Below are 17,226 nucleotides of genomic sequence, written 5' to 3' on the forward strand. Positions count from 1 at the left end.
GTATAAGTTGGTTATGTATCAGCATCTTAACAGCCCAATGTGTCAGGATGACGTCAAGAAATGACGTACAACGCATTTTTTCTGAAAATAATTGCCTCATTGGCATTGTGCTTCCGCTCATGTAAAATCAGTACACAAGCTTCTGAAGTGAAAGGAGACACCTTCTTGAAATCCATACTCATCGTCGAAGACGAGCAGGCGATCGCCCGAGTGCTGGCTGCCTATCTTCGAAAAGCGGGATTCGACGTTCGCCATGCAGCGGATGGGCCCACTGCTCTAACTCTATTTGATTCGGATGTTCCTTCCCTGGTCTTGCTGGATGTGATGCTGCCTGGAATGGACGGTTGGGATCTGCTGCGAATGATTCGTGAAAAAAGTGCTTGTCCCGTCATCATGCTAACCGCACTGGATGATATTCAGGACCGTCTGAACGGTCTGAATGCCGGTGCTGACGATTATATGAGCAAACCCTTTGTGCCTGAGGAGGTCGTAGCCCGCGTCAATGCTGTACTTCGCCGCAATCCACACTGGACAGCTGGTGGTGAAGGCAAACGTTATTTTGGCAATCTGGTTATTGATCTGGCTGCCAAACAGGTACTTTTGAACGGAGCAGAGGTTGCCCTGACACCACGAGATTTGTCCCTGCTCCTGTTCCTGTCAGAATATCCTAACCGTACATTTACACGGGATCATCTCATTGAGCAGGTCTGGGGCATGGACTATGACGGAAGTGACCGGGCTGTGGACCTGTCGATCAAACGGCTGCGTCAGGCACTATCCCACTGGTTGCCGGAAACAGGAGAAATTCGGACTTTACGGGGAATGGGGTATCAATTTTGGATCGCCAACTAAAAGGAAATACGCCAAAACGTAAAACATCCATTCTGTCCTACTGGACGCTTCGATATTTTTTAATCCTATGCATCGGTTTCACCATTATTGTTGTAGGGGCACTCTACTGGATCCGAACGACCTCCATTGAGAAAGGTCTCAAAACGGCCCAACTGCTGGGACTGGAAATCGCCGAGAAGGTAGCTGGAGCCGAGAATAAAATTCATGTCCCTCCGGATCTCGACAGGCTGGTGGACAAGCGTACCAAACTTTTCAATACGGACAATTACTTTTGTATTATGGTGCTGGACAATAATAACCAATTAATTTATTCCAAACCGAAAATGACGCAGCAGGATGTGTATAACCGATTGTCAGACGATATGGGTGAACCCCGAAACAAAAAATTTGCCGGGGTGACGGTTAACGTAACGCATGACGATCAAACGCTCGGTAAAGTGTGGGTCATGCAATCCAAAAAGTCCATTGCATACAATCCGGAAACGATGCTGGTGGTGTGCATCCTGTTCGTTGCATTAATCCTGTGTGGTTGGTTTACGATCTACCTCCTGTCCCGCAAGCTCTCCAGGCCTATTCGCCAAGTCGCTCATGCCGCAGAGCAGATCCGAAACGGTAATTATGAAGTCAATTTGGATCTGAACACACGGGAACGGGAGATGAATGAACTCGTTGAATCCTTTCGCGAAATGTCCATTCGTTTGCAGCAGTTGGAGGAATGGCGCGCCCTGTCGCTTGCTGGGGTAACCCATGAATTGAAGACACCGGTAACTTCCATTAAAGGACTTGTAATGGCTGTTCGGGATGATATCGTCAGTCCCGAAGAAGCAAAGGAATTTCTGGACATTGCACTCAAAGAATCCGAACGGATGGAACGCATGGTCGCTGACCTGCTTGATTATAATGCGATGAGCGCAGGAAGTGTTGCTGTTCGCCGGGAACGTATAGATCTTAATTTGCTGGTGGGTGAGATTGTCTATCAGTGGAAAATCGCTTATGAGGACAAGTCTCCCGAGATCGAATTGCATATACCTCCGGGTACGCTTTATACCATCGGTGATGCACTTCGGATTCAGCAGATCATGGTCAACCTGCTCAATAACGGGCTCCAAGCCGCAGCTTCCGACCAAGCTGCCGTCTTTCATATCCGTTTGCGTGCGGAGGCGGACAAGCTGTTTGTTGATGTACAGGATAACGGTACGGGTATCTCCAAAGAAGATCAACCCAAGATCTTCGAACGTTTCTATCGTGGCGAGATTAAAAAACGCCGTACCCGCGGGCTAGGTTTGGGACTGACCTATAGCCGCCTGCTTGCTCGAGCCCAAGGAGGGGATTTAACCCTGATTTCCAGCAGTCCCGAGGGCAGTCTGTTCACCTTAGCCGTGCCACGTTGGTCGGGTCCGGAAAAACCAGAGATAGAACCACTTTACCGCGCAGCGGCAAATGCGTAGCACCACGATACACATGTCATAAGCGAGCTTTCTTCAGATGCCAAAGAACCAAAGGCAGATAGTTATTGTAACACGCTGAAATATCAAATAGCCCGGCATTCCTTCATGGGAACCGGGCTATTCGATATGTGATGACAGTAACTGATATTCATATAAGCATACTATGTGGTCAGTACACGCGGCATATATTCTGCATATGCGTCATCAATGAGTTGCTCATGCAACGGACTACTCGCAATAATCGCTTTCCGTTTTGCTTTTAAGACAATCTGCTCTACATCCGCATAACTGCATCCTGTGAGGCGTTCACATGTGTAATCTTCCATTCGGCTCTCCTGTTCAAACTGCCCCATCAGCTTGCTGATATATAATCTACGGCTCGACTCATCCGGCATCCCGTAGGTCATTTTGGTATCAAATCGCCGCCAAATCGCCTGATCTAGCTGTGTCTCCAGGTTGGTCGCGGCAACAAGAATACTTTCTCCTTCGAATTCGTCCAGGCATTGCAGCAGTGTATTAACAACACGAGCCATCTCTTTAACCTCATCATTGCTTTCACGTGTACGCCCAACGGCATCAAATTCATCAAGGAACAGCACACAGGGGTTAACCCGTGCATATTCAAACAATTTACGAACATTGCTTCCCGTTTCCCCAAGATGGCTGTGAATAATAGCATCGAGCCTTACAAGAACCAGCGGAAGCTGAAGTCGGTGTGCAAGATGGAAGGCAGTTAATGTTTTGCCTGTACCCGGAGGACCAAACATTACCATTTTGTTCGGCATTGGTACATCGTGCTCTGCAAACTGCTCTTTCATACCGAGAATGGTAATAAACTCTTCAACCACTCGTTCATTATCTGCGGAGAATACAATATGCTTTGCCTTTCGTCCGCACTCTTTCGGTGAATAAAAAGCGGCCATATCGATGCCCTTTGCACGTGGAATCCGGTTTATATGGTTCGTTTTGCTCATCGTTGATCGTTCTCCTTCTTCTATGTTTCAGGGAGTCATCCCAAATTAAACCCCATCAATTCATTCTCATCATACTTAAAACATATTTTAACACTTATTTTAATCGTAATTTTTACTATTAAATCATAACATATGACAGCCTATTTGCAAAGTTATCATGGCTCGTCCATCATTGTTTTGGCAAGGTCGTCCAATTTGTTGCTTACAGCAGAAAAATTTGCTATTCTAAATATGCATCGTTGTGTATAACGCAAAAAAGCCCTCCATTTACGTGAGAGAGCACAAAATTTTTCCAGATTTACAAGCGGCAACTTGTCATTTCCGGATGTTCTTTATACCAACGAATGTAATCCAATCGAATTGAGGTTAACAATCATGGCAAAAGACGTATTATGTGAGGTTAATTCCTGTCGTCACTGGGCTCAAGAAAACAAATGCAATGCTTCTTCAATCTACATCGTGAGTCACAGTTCCAAAAAAGTAAGTAAATCCGCTGAAACGGATTGCAAAACATTTGAAGTAAAATAAGAAGAAATTCATATTGTACAAGTTAAAGGAGCCTTCGCGGTTCCTTTTTCTTTTGCTATTGTAACAAGAATGATAATTATTATCAAGCTCTTTTCTGCAAAATCTGAACTCCCCTCTCTTCATGCACATTGGACTGACTATTAACGTACACTACGAGAGCAGTCAAACTGCCCATGAACGAATAGATCATAGAGGTGAGTAACGATGCCCGTAAAAAGTGGCAAACAGTATATTGAACGTATCGATGCCCAGACTGTTCCCTGCTGGTACAAAGGGGAGCTTGTTACCGGAAAACGTTCTGAACATTTTGCGTTTGCAGGTTTGATGGATACACAAGCCAAACTGTATGATCTTCAGTCCGATCCCAATTTTATCGACACGATGACTTATGCGTCCCCAGCTGATGGAAAACCCGTAGGCATATCCTTTTTGCCACCAACCAGCGTGGATGATCTGCGCAGACGTCGAGAAGCAATGAGCATCTGGTCAGGAACACATCATGGGTTTCTGGGACGATCACCCGACTATATGAACACAGCGATCATGGCCTTTTATACCGGAGCAGCTATTCTTGAAGAAGTATCACCACAATACGCCGAAAATTTGAAAAACTACTATGCCTACTGCCGGGATAATGACATTACCCTCTCCCATGCTTTCATTCAGCCTCATGCCAGTAAAATTTCAGGACAGTTGGATGCGACCGAAGATTCCATTGCTGCAAAAGTGGTGGATCGCACTGAAGAAGGTCTGATCATCAATGGTGCATTCATGATGGCGACTCAGGCCGCCACGTCAGACGAAATACTGGTGTATCCTTCCCCTTCACCAGCACCGTTCGACGATGAAAATCCGTTTTCATTTGCCTTTGCTGTACCGAATGACCTGCCCGGCATCAGTCTCATCTGTCGGGATACCTACGCAGCCGAATCCAATTTCAACTATCCACTCAGCTCCAGATATGAAGAGATGGACAACATCGTCATTTTTGATCATGTGCTAGTTCCTCATGAGCGAATATTTTTCGCTGGTAATGAAGAAGTTTCCGGTCGGCTTTTTAGCGGTAGCAATTTTCACATTCACGCGGGACATCAGGTCATATGCCGATATATTGCCAAAACGGAATTTGTTCTGGGTACCATTCAGTTACTCGTGGATACGCTTGACCAAGCAGCCGAAACTCATGTGATAGAGAAAACAGCCAGAGTACTCGCCGGCCTTGAAACGTTAAAAGCACTGGCTCTGGCAGCAGAAGCCGGTGCTATAACAGATGGACGGGGATTTATTGTACCTGCCCCCAAACCATTAATGGCAGCAAACCTTTTGTTCCCCAAGCTGTATCCCGAGATGATTGAAATCCTGCAGCTCTTAGGTTCCAGCGGCGTAATTATGGTGCCTCAGGAAGAAGAATTCCGCTCTGATATCGCGCCGCAGCTGGATATCTACCTAAGAGGAACCGACATGGTATCCCAGGAACGCACCGCATTGTTCCGCCTGATCTGGGAGCTTGGAGCAGGATCATTTGGAGGCAGACAGACCCAGTTCGAACGATTCTTTTTTGGCAACACGATCACCGTGTCGAACCGGATTTATTCAGCATACTCTGCAGATCAATCGTATCGTCAGCTCGTTCGTAATTTTATTTCCAAGACCGGCAAATAAGAATGAGGGAGGATTCCCTCATTCAAACCAGATGGTCGTAGACCGTCATCAGTTCAGAGGCTGGTCTGCCTGCATCCGTATCCCGAAGTGCAGACTGGTCTCCGTAACCGATGTGGAATACTCCCAATACCTTTTCCTCACTCGTTAAACCCATCAAATTCATAAACACGGGATGCTGTTGATAGTCATTGATCTTCCAGACAGCATTCAAGCCTTGCTCCGCTGCCAGGATGCAAAAACGTTTGCTCCAGGCTTTTGCAGGCATTAAATGGTCCTCCCTCGCACTTGAAGGGGCGACGACAACCAGATGTGCCGGGATAGCTTCGGTATATTGATATGTAGCCCAGTCCCCGTAACGATCTGCCAAATGTGGTGGATAACTCTGTCTGACCGCCTCCAGATACAGTTGACGTCCTTCACTGGCGAACAACATAAACCGCCAAGGCTCTGAACTCATCACATATAAAGATGGATCTGCTTCATCCAGCAACTGTCTTATAACCGACTGTGGCACGGGCAACGGGCTGAATTCACAAGTTCCTGTACGTTTCTTGCCGCTTGCTGCATCTTGTCTCAAACCGGTAGACATGGCTTATCCCTCCCTTGAACTGCACCATATATCACAACATCCTTGTCTTTCTTCACATCAACCAGTTTTTTTTCGGTTCAGTCTCACTTCTCCAACGATCGACCTCTTCATGCACTCTGACTTTGTCCCGAACCGTAAATTGGTCAGATTCCAACTTCTCTGCGCTCGGAATGCTATCCCGAATCAATCGAATATAATCCATCGAACGGACAAGCGATTGACGTCCAGGGATGTATCGAATCTTGCGGCCTTCGAGTAAACAATAGATTTCGATCATGCCTGGCAGCTTACCAAAGGCTTCCCAACAGAATGCGCTCACCATGTGCTGGAATGCCTCAACGACGTTTGAATCATGGACAACCATATATTTTTGAATGAGCAGTGAATCCCAGCCCTCTGGCTGCCAAGCTGCCTGAAAGATCATAGACAGATGCATCGACAAGGAAGGAAGCTCTGTTCGCCATTGTTCAAACAACATGGTTGGATGCTTCAGATCATCGTTCATGGCAATGGCGAGGGATAATTCATCCGTAATTTTGTTTTTTACATCCCAATAATGAAGTACCGATTCGAAACCGGTTGCCTTTCTGGGCCACCACTTTTCGAGCAAATACTGTACAGGCACCTCTTTGCGCACTTCCGGGTCCAAACTGTAAAAAGCATTGACTGCATGGCTGACTGCATATTGTACACGGTGTCTCCATTGCAGCGGAGAGCGCTGCTCAGCCTCCGGTTCCGGGCGGATGAACCGATGCGGGCTGCGCAGCATCTCTTCCAATCTGTAATCTTCGAGCAGCCGTACCGGGGTGTCTGACATTCCCGGCTGCAAAGCTGCCTGAACATTATGTCTTAACATGAGTTATTAGGACACCTGTAATCCGGCAGCAGCGAACCGTTTACCGAAATCACGGCACGTATCCTTCTCCTGCTCCATCGGACTGTATTCAATCTTCAGCATCTCTGGAGATACCTCCGCCCCACGTTCCACCAGCTTCGCAGCCGCGAGATCAACGGCACCGCAGTACTGCTCATAAGAAGTATCTCCACTTCCGAACACCGCAGCTCGTTTGCCACTCAGATCAAGCTCATCCAGCTCTTCGTAAAAATCGAGGAATTCATCCGGCAGTTCACCGTCTCCCCACGTGTATACCCCAATGAGAAACCCATCATAATCAAGCACATCAGATGCATTGCAATCCGTGACGGACTTGAGATCCACTTCATGCCCACCTTGTTTAATTCCTTCTGCAATCAGTTCCGCAATCTCTTCCGTATTTCCAGTCATACTTGCATAAGCCACTAACAATTTAGCCATCTATTTTTCCCTCACTTTTTATTGATCATGTCATACTGTCCCTGATTTGAATGTATCAAAATCATAAGTGATAATGATTATCATTGTCAAATTAAATTTTCACTCGCGTTCCATTTCAGTATATGGTGATGAACCCTATTCAACACCATGAAAAGCACTTTGACTTCGTTAGGCCAAGCGTTTTTGATCAACTATTATAAAAAATCATTTTATGAACAGATTTATTATATTCCAGTTATGAAAGTGCAGCATGAGGTGATCATCTTTCCACAATGGGTTTCCGCCCACCGTAACTGGCGTACAGGCCCTTTTTTGTTGTACAATAGTATCCAAATGACTTTTGAAGGATGGATAAATACTTATGTACGTAGCAAAGAACTGGAAGGACTATGAAGTAATCGATACAGGAGGCGGCGAAAAGCTGGAGCGTTGGGGTGATGTGATTTTGCGCAGACCTGATCCACAGATCATTTGGCCCCTTGAAAAAGAAACCAATGAATGGCGCCAGGTGCACGGCCATTATCACCGCAGTTCTTCAGGAGGCGGCAGCTGGGATATGAAAAAACCGATCCCGGAACGCTGGACCATCGGATACGAGAACCTGAAATTTCATATTAAACCAACCAGCTTCAAACATACCGGTCTATTCCCTGAGCAAGCGGCCAACTGGAGCTGGATGATGGATAAAATCGCCGGAGCAGGCCGTCCCATCTCTGTACTCAACCTGTTTGCATATACAGGCGGTGCTACAGTTGCAGCTGCTTATGCTGGAGCTTCAGTAGTACACGTAGATGCAGCCAAAGGCATGGTGCAGTGGGCGAAAGAAAATGTTCAATTATCCGGACTTGCAGATCGCCCTGTTCGTTTCATCACAGATGATGTATTCAAATTCGTGCAGCGCGAACAACGCCGTGGCAATCGGTACGACGCGATTATTATGGACCCGCCTTCCTATGGCCGAGGCCCTAACGGGGAAACTTGGAAGCTGGAAGAAAACCTCTACCCTTTCCTGAAATCGTGTATGGAAATTTTGTCGGATAACCCATTATTCATGCTGGTCAACTCCTATACAACCGGTATCTCCTCCACCGTTCTGCGCAACATGCTGACAATGACGATGTCTGCCCAGTACGGCGGTCAAATTACCGCAGGCGAGATTGGTCTTCCAATTACCCGTAGTGGTCTGGATCTGCCTTGTGGCATCTTGGGCCGCTGGGAGTCCTGATCATGTCCGAACATTTGCAAGGAACCGGTGATATTCCGATTCTGTTTGAGGACAATCACCTGTTAGGCATTACGAAGCCGGTCAATGTACCTACACAGGAAGATGCATCAGGTGATCCGGATTTGCTTACACTGCTGAAACAGGATTTGAAAGAACGGTATAACAAACCTGGCAACGTTTATCTCGGATTGGTGCATCGTCTTGACCGCCCCGTTGGTGGTGCGATGATTTTTGCCAAAACATCGAAGGCAGCTTCAAGATTATCCGAGACGGTTCGCGGACGCCATTTCCGTAAAATATATGCGGCTGTTGTACATGGCAAGCTGCCTGCACAGCAAGGGACGTTAAAACACACGCTGCTAAAAGATGCGCGTACGAATACCGTCACCGTTGTACCTCAGGGTACAGCCGGCGGTAAAGATGCCGTTTTGGATTACCGGGTCATTGGCGAAACCGATCGTTATAGTCTGGTTCATATCGAACTGCACACTGGTAGATCCCATCAGATTCGGGTTCAAATGAAAGAAATCGGCTGCCCGCTATTCGGAGATCAGAAGTACGGTGCAAGTGTGAATAAGCTCGGACAACAAATCGCTCTCTGGTCTGCCATTGCAGCTTTTCCTCACCCTGTAACGAAGGAAGAAATTGTCCTACAGTCCCTGCCTCCCCGTGAATTCCCATGGGCAGAGTGGCCGGCTGCTGTGTACGATAAAGCATTTAAAGCGGGACATTAATTATTAAATTAATAATAATCGTCCACAGGATCAGGTCAACTTCTAACCGTAAACCGTGTCATCCAGATTCCGTATCTGAGTGACACGGTTTTTTACTCAAATGGAAAGGAAGACCCATTATAATGACACCGTTTACGAAACAGGTCGTTGCCATCATTGCAGCAATTCCTGAGGGAAAAGTCATGACCTATGGGCAGATTGCCGCTCATGCAGGCAGTCCAAGAGCTGCCAGACAGGTTGTACGCATTCTGCACTCCATGAGCCGGAAAGAGCGTCTTCCCTGGCACCGCGTCGTCAACGCCAAAGGTCTTATCTCCATTCCAGACGAGCATTCGAGGCTGATGCAGGAGACGGAGCTCGTTAGTGAGGGTGTTGAATTTCAGATGGATGGGAGCATCGATCTCAGACTCTTCGGGCATGATCCTGGTCCTGCCTTCCTGCTTGATCCATCGACTGATGAAAAATAAAATCAAAACAAGGCATAACCAAAAGAGAGTTCAGGCAGTACGATCTGCCTGAACTCTCTTTTGGTTATATAAAGCCTTTATGGAATGAATAATAACAGTCATCTAAGTAGATTTAAGCTGTAGCATTCACTTTTTGCTGCTCCGTTGTAACTGGTTCAGTAGCCGGTTTGGTTTTACGGATAAAGAACGCCAGCAGCAGAGCAACGACAGTCATCGCAGTCGCTACGACAAACGCATAGTTTACGCCGTAAATTGTTGCATCTGCGGTAGCACGCAGCATTGCAGCCTTATCATCTGCAGCAATTTGGCCTGTAGCCAGAGTATCTGCCAGATGAGATTTCAGCTTGCTGCTCATAATTGTAACGAGAATTGCTGTACCAATGGCACCCGCAACTGTACGCAGTGTGTTGGACATCGCTGTACCATGCGCGTTCAGGCGCTGCGGCAGCTGATTCAGGCCCGCCGTTTGAATTGGCATCATCAACATCGACATACCAAACATACGAGCTGTGTAGATAAACATCATGTAACCATACGTTGTATCGATCGACAAACGGCTAAGTCCCCAAGTGGTGATGGCCGTAATCGCAAGACCGGCAACGGACAACCACCGTGCTCCGACTTTATCGAAGATGCGGCCTGTGATTGGAGACATAATCCCCATCAGGATCGCGCCCGGCATCATCAGTAAACCAGATTCAATCGGTGAGAATCCACGAATATTTTGCAGGAAAATCGGAAGCAGAATCATACCTGCAAACATCGCCATCGTTACGAGCATATTAATGATCGTTGTTAATGTGTACATGTTGTATTTGAAAATACGGAACTCCAAAAGCGGATGATCGGTCGTCATCTGTCTAATAACGAACAGGATCAGAGATACAGCCCCGACAATCAGACAAGCAATAACGATGGCACTGCCCCATCCGTCTGTACCCGCATCACTGAAGCCGTACAATAAGCTACCAAAACCGAGTGTAGAAAGGATAACGCCTGGATAATCCAGTTTAGGTTTAGATTGACGTGTTACGTTTTTGACAAAAGCAATACCGATACCCGTCGCAATGATGGAGAATGGCAAAATGATATAGAACAACAGTCTCCAAGAATAATGCTCAACCACATAACCTGACAGTGTCGGTCCAATGGCTGGAGCCAGAATCATCGCGATCCCCATCGTACCCATGGCCTGACCACGCTTCTCAATTGGGAAGATCGTCAAGAATACAACGGTCATTAGAGGCATCAGGATACCTGCACCCGCCGCTTGAATAACACGACCTACCATCAGGATACCAAAGGTCGGACTTAAACCACAGACCAAGGTTCCTAATGTAAATAGCGTCATGGCTGTAATAAAAATTTGACGTGTCGAGAATTTGGCGATCAGATACGCCGTAACCGGAATCAACACACCATTGACGAGCATATAGCCTGTTGTCAGCCATTGGGCTTTGTTCGCTCCAATGCCGAGGTCTTCCATGATCTTAGGAAGAGCTACGTTCATCAACGTTTGATTCAGGAAGGCGACGAATGCACCGATTAACAATGCGGCCACAATCGGGCCTTTCTTAATGTTGTCCATCGCGGAGGATGACGCTGCTGCTGCAGTAGTACTCATTGGTTGTTCATCTCTCTTCCTTCTAACTTTTCAATCATTTGATTATGAATTCTTAGCAGGTGCTCAAGGTCTTCCTTCGGGATATCCAGAATGGGTGACACTCGCTCCATCCACAAACGGTGTGTTTCCTGCTGAGCCTGCTCCCCTTTGTCCGTAATCTGTAGCTTTACGGATCGGCGGTCCGAGTCCGAACGTGTTCGAACTATGTACTCACCCTTAACCAGACGTTCCACCACAGCGCTCATGGAGCTGCTGCCCATATGACAGAGATCAGCCACTTCATTGATACCGATTGAAGGACGCTCCTTCAATATGGATAACACCATAAATTGAATCGAAGTGAGCTCGATTTCCTTGTTTTCATTCCAGAATGCCCGGAAGAGCATTTGATTGACCTGCCGAAACGAATTAATAATGTAGAATACTTCGTATGTGTCAGACATTAATTCACCCTTTTTACTTATGGAATATAATATTTCGTACACGAAATATCAGGGGAACAATTACTTATTATAACAAAAATATATACATAGTCAACTCTTTACATATAAAATTCTATAAATTATTCTTAGTCATTCAAAGTAGGCAAAACTCTTAATGTACACATCAATAAAAAATAACCATAGCGCTCCTGCATTTTCAGCAAGAGTTCCATGGTTACTATTATTGGTCCATCGTCATTATGATGTGGACAAGGCATGCTCTTTTGTTTTTGGTGTTGTCATTTTGCCTAATAGATAAACCAGCAATTGCTGGTTATGCATTGAAATATTGCTGAGAACCGAATTCATAAATTCATTACGGATCGTGATCCCCCGTTCGGTCTCCATGCGTCCTTTATCGGATAGGGATACCCATACGATTCTTCGATCCTGATTATCGCGTTCCCTGCGAATCAGACCGTTTTTCTCCATACGATCCAACAACATTGTTACTGCTGCGGGTGTTGTAGCCAGAAAAGGAATGAGATCGGATGGTTTCATCTTCTCGTGATCCTCAAGAACCTCCAGTACGGCCAGCTGCGCCTCTGTTAAAGACGGTGCCAGCTCATGATCCATATGCAGCTTGTAGTCCTTGGTCAGCCTCGACCAGCACTTGGCAAAATCGGAATTATACATCTTGCATCGCTCCTCTCTGCAACCGGTTATCACTTCACCTGCTTAAGTTTTCGCCCTTCAAAGCCGCATTCCTGCTGCCTTTTTTCAATTTCCCAGCGATCGACCGTAATCGACGAAGGTTGTTAAACTTCGCATGGAGGTCCTCTTTTAATCCGCGTCCGAACAACAAAATAAGACTCTTCGCATGACAGGTTTCCCTGCTCTGCAAAGAGTCTTATTTGAATCCTTATTAGGAGGAAGAAGCTGCCTGATTCTCTGCGAGATCCAGGATAAGCTCCACAATTTCATCCTGTTTGTCCACATGTACAAGCAATTTACCGATATGCTTCCGTTCAGTAATAGGTACAGATTCCGAAGAAATGTGATGAGATTGACCTTCCTTGGTCATCACCGTTACATTCCGTTGTTCCCTGCAATAGAACGCTCCGGCAATTCGGCTACCGTTCGGTTTCACCCGTTTGCCTTCCTTGAACTCAAAGGTTGCCAGTCCCTTGCCGCCACGGCTTTGCAGAGCATAATCCAGCAGCAATGAGCGTTTGCCGTAACCCAAGTCAGACAGTATAGCAACCTCGCCTTCATCGCCTTCCACCCACAGAACAGATACGATTTCATCCGTTTCTTTTAACTGAATACCACGTACGCCCCCAGACACACGCCCCATCGGATTCACTTCATCCTCACGGAAACGGATGGCCATGGCTTCTTTGGTGATCAGCATGATGTCCTTGCCACCTGTGCTTAGATGAACGGATAGTACCTCATCATCCTTGCCGACTTTGCATGCGGCCACAGCACCGGAACGCTTGGTGACGTAATCCTTCAGCTCGGTACGCTTCACCTGTCCTTTGCGAGTGACAAAGACTAGACTGTGATCCGGTTCTTCGAAGGATTTAACAGCAAGCACACTTGAGATCCGATCATCCTTCGCCAGAGGAATGACGTTGACGATCGCCGTCCCCGGATCTTTCCATTTGAATTCCGGCACCTGATGCACAGGTAACAGGAAATACTGACCTTTCTTCGTAAATACCAGCAGATTCTCAAGGGTGTTGACTTCAAGGACCTGGGCGATATAATCGCCTTCTTTCACACCACTTGCGTTACGCTCCCCGCCGGATCGTGTGAATGACTGCATGCCTGTACGCTTGATGTATCCTTCTTTGGACAATGTGACAAATACATCTTCCGCGTTCACCAGCACTTCCAGATTAACCTTGAGTTCTTCCACTTCGCCCTGAATGGATGAGCGACGGTCAATTCCGTACTTCTCACGAATCTCCATCAGCTCTTTGCGGATGACTCCGATCAGCTTGCGGTCACTATCCAGAATGGAGCGTAACTGCGCGATCTTTTTCATCAGTTCGCCGAGTTCCTTTTCCAGAGAAGTTATCTCGAGATTGGTCAATCGGTATAATTGCAAAGTCAGAATGGAGTCCGCCTGTCGTTCCGAGAAACCAAACATCCACATCAGGTTATTTTGAGCATCCTGACGGTTCTTCGAGGCTTTGATAGCCGCAATGACCTCGTCGAGGATGTTAAGAGCTTTTACCAGACCTTCCAGCACATGTGCACGGTCTTCCGCCTTCTCCAGCTCAAAGCGGGTACGGAACGTCACTACTTCACGCTGGTGAGCAATATAAGCCTCGAGAATGGATTTCAGCCCCAATTGCTGAGGCGCTTTATTCACAATCGCAACCATGTTGAAGTTGTAAGTGACTTGAAGATCGGTTTTCTTCAGCAAATAAGCCAAAATACCTTGTGCATCTGCTTCTTTTTTCAGCTCAACTACGATTCGCAGGCCTTCACGCCCACTCTCATCCCGCACTTCGGCAATCCCTTCAACCTTTTTCTCCAGTCGGATGTTTTCCATCGCTGTAACCAGACGGGATTTTACGACCTGATAAGGAATCTCGGTAATCACGATTTGCTGTTTGCCGCCACGCATATTCTCGATATCGGTTTTGGAGCGGAGATAGATCCGTCCTTTACCTGTGCGATAAGCATCCAGAATTCCATCGCCGCCCATGATTAATCCGCCAGTCGGAAAATCCGGGCCTTTCATGAACATCATGATCTCGTCCAGTTCAATCGATGGCTTCTCCATCACAGCAATACAAGCATCAATAGTTTCACGTAAATTATGTGGAGGGATCTCCGTTGCAAAACCAGACGATATCCCACTTACACCATTGACCAGCAGGTTCGGATAACGTGATGGTAATACCACCGGTTCTTTGGCCGTATTATCAAAATTATCCTTAAACAGAACAGTCCGTTTCTCGATATCGCGAAGCATTTCCATCGCGATGGGCGACAAACGGGCCTCCGTATATCGCATGGCCGCTGCCGGGTCATCATCCTGTGACCCCCAGTTTCCATGACCGTCTACGAGCATATGCCCCATTTTCCACGGCTGTGCCATCCGCACCATACCATCATAGATGGAGGAATCCCCGTGAGGATGGTAGTTACCCATAACATCCCCAACCGTTTTTGCGGATTTCCGATATGGTTTCTCCGGTGTATTACCTGAATCATACATAGCGTAAAGAATACGCCGCTGCACCGGCTTTAATCCATCCCGTACATCGGGAATGGCCCGGTCCTGAATAATGTATTTGGAGTAGCGACCGAAACGGTCACCCACGACCTCTTCGAGAAAGGCCGGCATAAATTGTTCTGATAGACTCATTCCAAGCACCTTCTATTCTTCGTACTCTGTAAAGTCGACGTTCTCTACAATCCAGCGTTTGCGTGGATCAACCTTATCACCCATGAGTGTAGATACACGACGTTCTGCTTTGGCTGCATCGACAATTTCTACCTTGAGCAATGCACGTGTTTCCGGGTTCATCGTAGTCTCCCACAGTTGATCCGGGTTCATCTCACCAAGTCCTTTGTAACGTTGAAGCTCCACATTGTTTCCGAATTCTTTCATGTAATTCGCCAGCTCTTCATCGGTCCAGGCGTAACGCACACTGGCCATTTTGCCGGATTTGCGTGTCAGCTTGTACAGTGGCGGCTGAGCGATATATATTTTCCCTGCATCAATTAGCGGTTTCATATAACGATAGAAGAAAGTCAGCAACAGTACCTGAATATGTGCGCCATCCGTGTCGGCATCCGTCATAATTATGATTTTGGAATAATTGCTGTCTTCAACTGCGAATTCCGTTCCAATACCGGCACCGATCGCTGATGTAATAGCACGGTATTCTTCATTTTTAAGGATATCGGCCAATTTCGCTTTTTCCGGATTGAGCGGTTTACCCTTAAGCGGGAGTATCGCCTGAATCTTGGAGTCACGTCCTTGTTTCGCTGAACCACCTGCGGAATCCCCTTCGACGATAAACAGTTCATTCCGGGTAAAATCCTTGGATTGTGCCGGAGTCAGTTTACCGTTCAGGTTGGAGCTTTCGCTGCGTTTTTTGCCGGTTCGCATCTCATCCCGGGCTTTTCGTGCAGCTTCTCTGGCTCTGGAGGCCTGAACTGCTTTGCGAATTAACGTTTGCGCAACCTGCGGATTTTCTTCCAAAAACCGCTGGATATTTTCAGACACGACAGAATCCACTGCACTTCGCGCGGAAGCGCTACCGAGTTGATCCTTCGTTTGTCCTACGAATTCAACCTCCGACATTTTGACACTAATGACCGCCATCATGCCTTCACGCAAATCATTACCTTCGAGGTTTTTATCTTTTTCCTTAATCATGCTGGTACGCCGTGCGTAGTCATTCATCACACGTGTATAAGCTGCTCTGAATCCGGTCTCATGTGTACCGCCGCCCCTGGTGGGAATCGAGTTCACGAATGACGCCAGCGTTTCCGTATAACCCGCGTTATACTGGATCGCCACTTCGACCTCAATGTCATCCTTCTCCGCATAGAAGTGAATGACATCATGCAGCACATCTTTATTTTCGTTAAGAAAAGCAACAAACTGGCTTGCTCCGCCTTCGTACATGTACTCATCCTGATTGCCTGAACGTTCGTCCTTGAGTACAATTCTCAGACCTGAATTCAGAAAAGCAATCTCCTGAAGACGTTCTGCCAGTGTATCATAATTCAATTGAATGCCGTTCTGAAACACCCGAATATCCGGTTTAAACGTAACTTTGGTTCCCGTCCGATTGGTATTGCCCAATACTTCGAGACCAGACACCGGTTCTCCGACATGCTCAACGCCTTTTTTGTCCTGCCAATACTCGAATCGTTGACGATGAATCTTGCCATCACGGAAAATCTCGACTTCAAGCCATTCGGATAATGCGTTCGTAACTGACGCACCTACACCGTGCAAACCGCCTGATTTTTTGTATCCTGATCCACCGAACTTTCCGCCTGCGTGCAAAATCGTAAACACGACCTGGGGAGTAGGAATCCCTGTTTTATGTATACCTGTCGGAATTCCCCTTCCGTTATCCTGAACCGTAATAGAACCGTCCTTATGCAGCGTGATATCGATTTTGGAGCAGAATTTGGCGAGATGTTCGTCGACAGCGTTGTCCACGATTTCCCATACCAAATGATGTAGACCCGAAGCACTGGTGCTGCCGATGTACATCCCCGGCCGTTTCCGTACCGCTACCAGTCCTTCAAGTACTTGAATGTCGTCCGCGTCGTAGCCTGAAGACCCTTGTCCTCCGCCTGTCGAACCTGCCGACATATCGATTTGCTCGACCATTCATGC

General features: G+C 47.0%; 16 protein-coding genes. 7 read left to right on the forward strand and 9 right to left on the reverse strand.

Annotation, left to right across the window (positions count from 1 at the left end):
• The first annotated feature begins 165 nt into the window (after window positions 1-165).
• The gene (locus QP794_RS29170; protein WP_024630560.1) at window positions 166-852 is read left to right on the forward strand and encodes a response regulator transcription factor; all 687 of its coding nucleotides are present in this window, start codon (window positions 166-168) and stop codon (window positions 850-852) included.
• Window positions 837-2,300, forward strand: a complete 1,464-nt coding sequence (locus tag QP794_RS29175) for a HAMP domain-containing sensor histidine kinase (RefSeq protein WP_285080200.1) — start codon at window positions 837-839, stop codon at window positions 2,298-2,300. The genes QP794_RS29170 and QP794_RS29175 overlap by 16 nt, the downstream gene beginning before the upstream one ends.
• 161 nt (window positions 2,301-2,461) lie before the next feature.
• On the opposite strand, the gene QP794_RS29180 is transcribed toward QP794_RS29175, so the two are convergent.
• Window positions 2,462-3,274: an AAA family ATPase gene (locus QP794_RS29180; RefSeq protein WP_079349344.1), complete on the reverse strand. Its 813-nt coding sequence runs from the start codon at window positions 3,272-3,274 to the stop codon at window positions 2,462-2,464.
• A 375-nt stretch (window positions 3,275-3,649) separates the two neighbouring features.
• On the opposite strand from QP794_RS29180, the gene QP794_RS29185 reads away from it, so the two are divergent.
• The gene (locus QP794_RS29185) at window positions 3,650-3,802 is read left to right on the forward strand and encodes a DUF1540 domain-containing protein (RefSeq protein ID WP_285080201.1); all 153 of its coding nucleotides are present in this window, start codon (window positions 3,650-3,652) and stop codon (window positions 3,800-3,802) included.
• A 204-nt stretch (window positions 3,803-4,006) separates the two neighbouring features.
• Complete coding sequence (locus QP794_RS29190) at window positions 4,007-5,464, forward strand: 4-hydroxyphenylacetate 3-hydroxylase family protein (RefSeq protein WP_285080202.1); 1,458 nt, start codon at window positions 4,007-4,009, stop codon at window positions 5,462-5,464.
• A gap of 22 nt (window positions 5,465-5,486) precedes the next feature.
• On the opposite strand, the gene QP794_RS29195 is transcribed toward QP794_RS29190, so the two are convergent.
• The 3 genes from QP794_RS29195 to QP794_RS29205 are packed head-to-tail and all read right to left on the reverse strand — an operon-like array spanning window position 5,487 to window position 7,368.
• On the reverse strand, window positions 5,487-6,053 hold the full coding sequence (locus QP794_RS29195; RefSeq protein WP_285080203.1) for a nitroreductase family protein: 567 nt from the start codon (window positions 6,051-6,053) through the stop codon (window positions 5,487-5,489).
• A gap of 52 nt (window positions 6,054-6,105) precedes the next feature.
• A complete protein-coding gene (locus tag QP794_RS29200) occupies window positions 6,106-6,909 on the reverse strand; it encodes a hypothetical protein (RefSeq protein ID WP_285080204.1) in 804 nt (267 codons plus the stop codon).
• Window positions 6,910-6,915: 6 nt separating this feature from the next.
• Window positions 6,916-7,368, reverse strand: a complete 453-nt coding sequence (locus tag QP794_RS29205; protein ID WP_285080205.1) for a flavodoxin — start codon at window positions 7,366-7,368, stop codon at window positions 6,916-6,918.
• A gap of 361 nt (window positions 7,369-7,729) precedes the next feature.
• Between QP794_RS29205 and QP794_RS29210 the strand changes: the two genes are divergently transcribed.
• From QP794_RS29210 to QP794_RS29220, 3 genes are all read left to right on the forward strand, one after another.
• The gene (locus QP794_RS29210; protein WP_024630567.1) at window positions 7,730-8,593 is read left to right on the forward strand and encodes a class I SAM-dependent methyltransferase; all 864 of its coding nucleotides are present in this window, start codon (window positions 7,730-7,732) and stop codon (window positions 8,591-8,593) included.
• 2 nt (window positions 8,594-8,595) lie between these two features.
• Window positions 8,596-9,327: an RluA family pseudouridine synthase gene (locus QP794_RS29215; RefSeq protein ID WP_285080206.1), complete on the forward strand. Its 732-nt coding sequence runs from the start codon at window positions 8,596-8,598 to the stop codon at window positions 9,325-9,327.
• A gap of 122 nt (window positions 9,328-9,449) precedes the next feature.
• Window positions 9,450-9,794: an MGMT family protein gene (locus tag QP794_RS29220; protein ID WP_079349350.1), complete on the forward strand. Its 345-nt coding sequence runs from the start codon at window positions 9,450-9,452 to the stop codon at window positions 9,792-9,794.
• 112 nt (window positions 9,795-9,906) lie between these two features.
• Here QP794_RS29220 and QP794_RS29225 read toward each other — a convergent pair whose 3' ends face one another.
• From QP794_RS29225 to parE, 5 genes are all read right to left on the reverse strand, one after another.
• The gene (locus QP794_RS29225) at window positions 9,907-11,418 is read right to left on the reverse strand and encodes a DHA2 family efflux MFS transporter permease subunit (RefSeq protein WP_285080207.1); all 1,512 of its coding nucleotides are present in this window, start codon (window positions 11,416-11,418) and stop codon (window positions 9,907-9,909) included.
• Window positions 11,415-11,861, reverse strand: a complete 447-nt coding sequence (locus QP794_RS29230; RefSeq protein ID WP_024630571.1) for a MarR family winged helix-turn-helix transcriptional regulator — start codon at window positions 11,859-11,861, stop codon at window positions 11,415-11,417. The genes QP794_RS29225 and QP794_RS29230 overlap by 4 nt, the downstream gene beginning before the upstream one ends.
• A gap of 237 nt (window positions 11,862-12,098) precedes the next feature.
• Window positions 12,099-12,536: a MarR family winged helix-turn-helix transcriptional regulator gene (locus QP794_RS29235; protein ID WP_024630572.1), complete on the reverse strand. Its 438-nt coding sequence runs from the start codon at window positions 12,534-12,536 to the stop codon at window positions 12,099-12,101.
• 229 nt (window positions 12,537-12,765) lie between these two features.
• Complete coding sequence (gene gyrA, locus QP794_RS29240; protein ID WP_483311970.1) at window positions 12,766-15,207, reverse strand: DNA gyrase subunit A; 2,442 nt, start codon at window positions 15,205-15,207, stop codon at window positions 12,766-12,768.
• A gap of 33 nt (window positions 15,208-15,240) precedes the next feature.
• Window positions 15,241-17,220 (reverse strand): DNA topoisomerase IV subunit B, encoded by a 1,980-nt coding sequence (gene parE, locus QP794_RS29245; RefSeq protein ID WP_024630574.1) that lies wholly within the window; start codon window positions 17,218-17,220, stop codon window positions 15,241-15,243.
• Between the last annotated feature and the right edge of the window lie 6 nt (window positions 17,221-17,226).

Origin of the sequence: Paenibacillus sp. UMB7766-LJ446, from assembly GCF_030226665.1 — a bacterium.
In the GTDB taxonomy this organism is placed as follows: domain Bacteria; phylum Bacillota; class Bacilli; order Paenibacillales; family Paenibacillaceae; genus Paenibacillus; species Paenibacillus vandeheii.

Coding starts and splice junctions, on each gene's coding strand:
- QP794_RS29180 (WP_079349344.1), bottom strand. CDS start 3,274: ATGAGCAAAACGAACCATATAAACCGGATTCCACGTGCAAAGGGCATC.
- QP794_RS29185 (WP_285080201.1), top strand. CDS start 3,650: ATGGCAAAAGACGTATTATGTGAGGTTAATTCCTGTCGTCACTGGGCT.
- QP794_RS29190 (WP_285080202.1), top strand. CDS start 4,007: ATGCCCGTAAAAAGTGGCAAACAGTATATTGAACGTATCGATGCCCAG.
- QP794_RS29195 (WP_285080203.1), bottom strand. CDS start 6,053: ATGTCTACCGGTTTGAGACAAGATGCAGCAAGCGGCAAGAAACGTACA.
- QP794_RS29200 (WP_285080204.1), bottom strand. CDS start 6,909: ATGTTAAGACATAATGTTCAGGCAGCTTTGCAGCCGGGAATGTCAGAC.
- QP794_RS29205 (WP_285080205.1), bottom strand. CDS start 7,368: ATGGCTAAATTGTTAGTGGCTTATGCAAGTATGACTGGAAATACGGAA.
- QP794_RS29210 (WP_024630567.1), top strand. CDS start 7,730: ATGTACGTAGCAAAGAACTGGAAGGACTATGAAGTAATCGATACAGGA.
- QP794_RS29215 (WP_285080206.1), top strand. CDS start 8,596: ATGTCCGAACATTTGCAAGGAACCGGTGATATTCCGATTCTGTTTGAG.
- QP794_RS29220 (WP_079349350.1), top strand. CDS start 9,450: ATGACACCGTTTACGAAACAGGTCGTTGCCATCATTGCAGCAATTCCT.
- QP794_RS29225 (WP_285080207.1), bottom strand. CDS start 11,418: ATGAGTACTACTGCAGCAGCAGCGTCATCCTCCGCGATGGACAACATT.
- QP794_RS29230 (WP_024630571.1), bottom strand. CDS start 11,861: ATGTCTGACACATACGAAGTATTCTACATTATTAATTCGTTTCGGCAG.
- QP794_RS29235 (WP_024630572.1), bottom strand. CDS start 12,536: ATGTATAATTCCGATTTTGCCAAGTGCTGGTCGAGGCTGACCAAGGAC.
- gyrA (WP_483311970.1), bottom strand. CDS start 15,207: ATGCCGGCCTTTCTCGAAGAGGTCGTGGGTGACCGTTTCGGTCGCTAC.
- parE (WP_024630574.1), bottom strand. CDS start 17,220: ATGGTCGAGCAAATCGATATGTCGGCAGGTTCGACAGGCGGAGGACAA.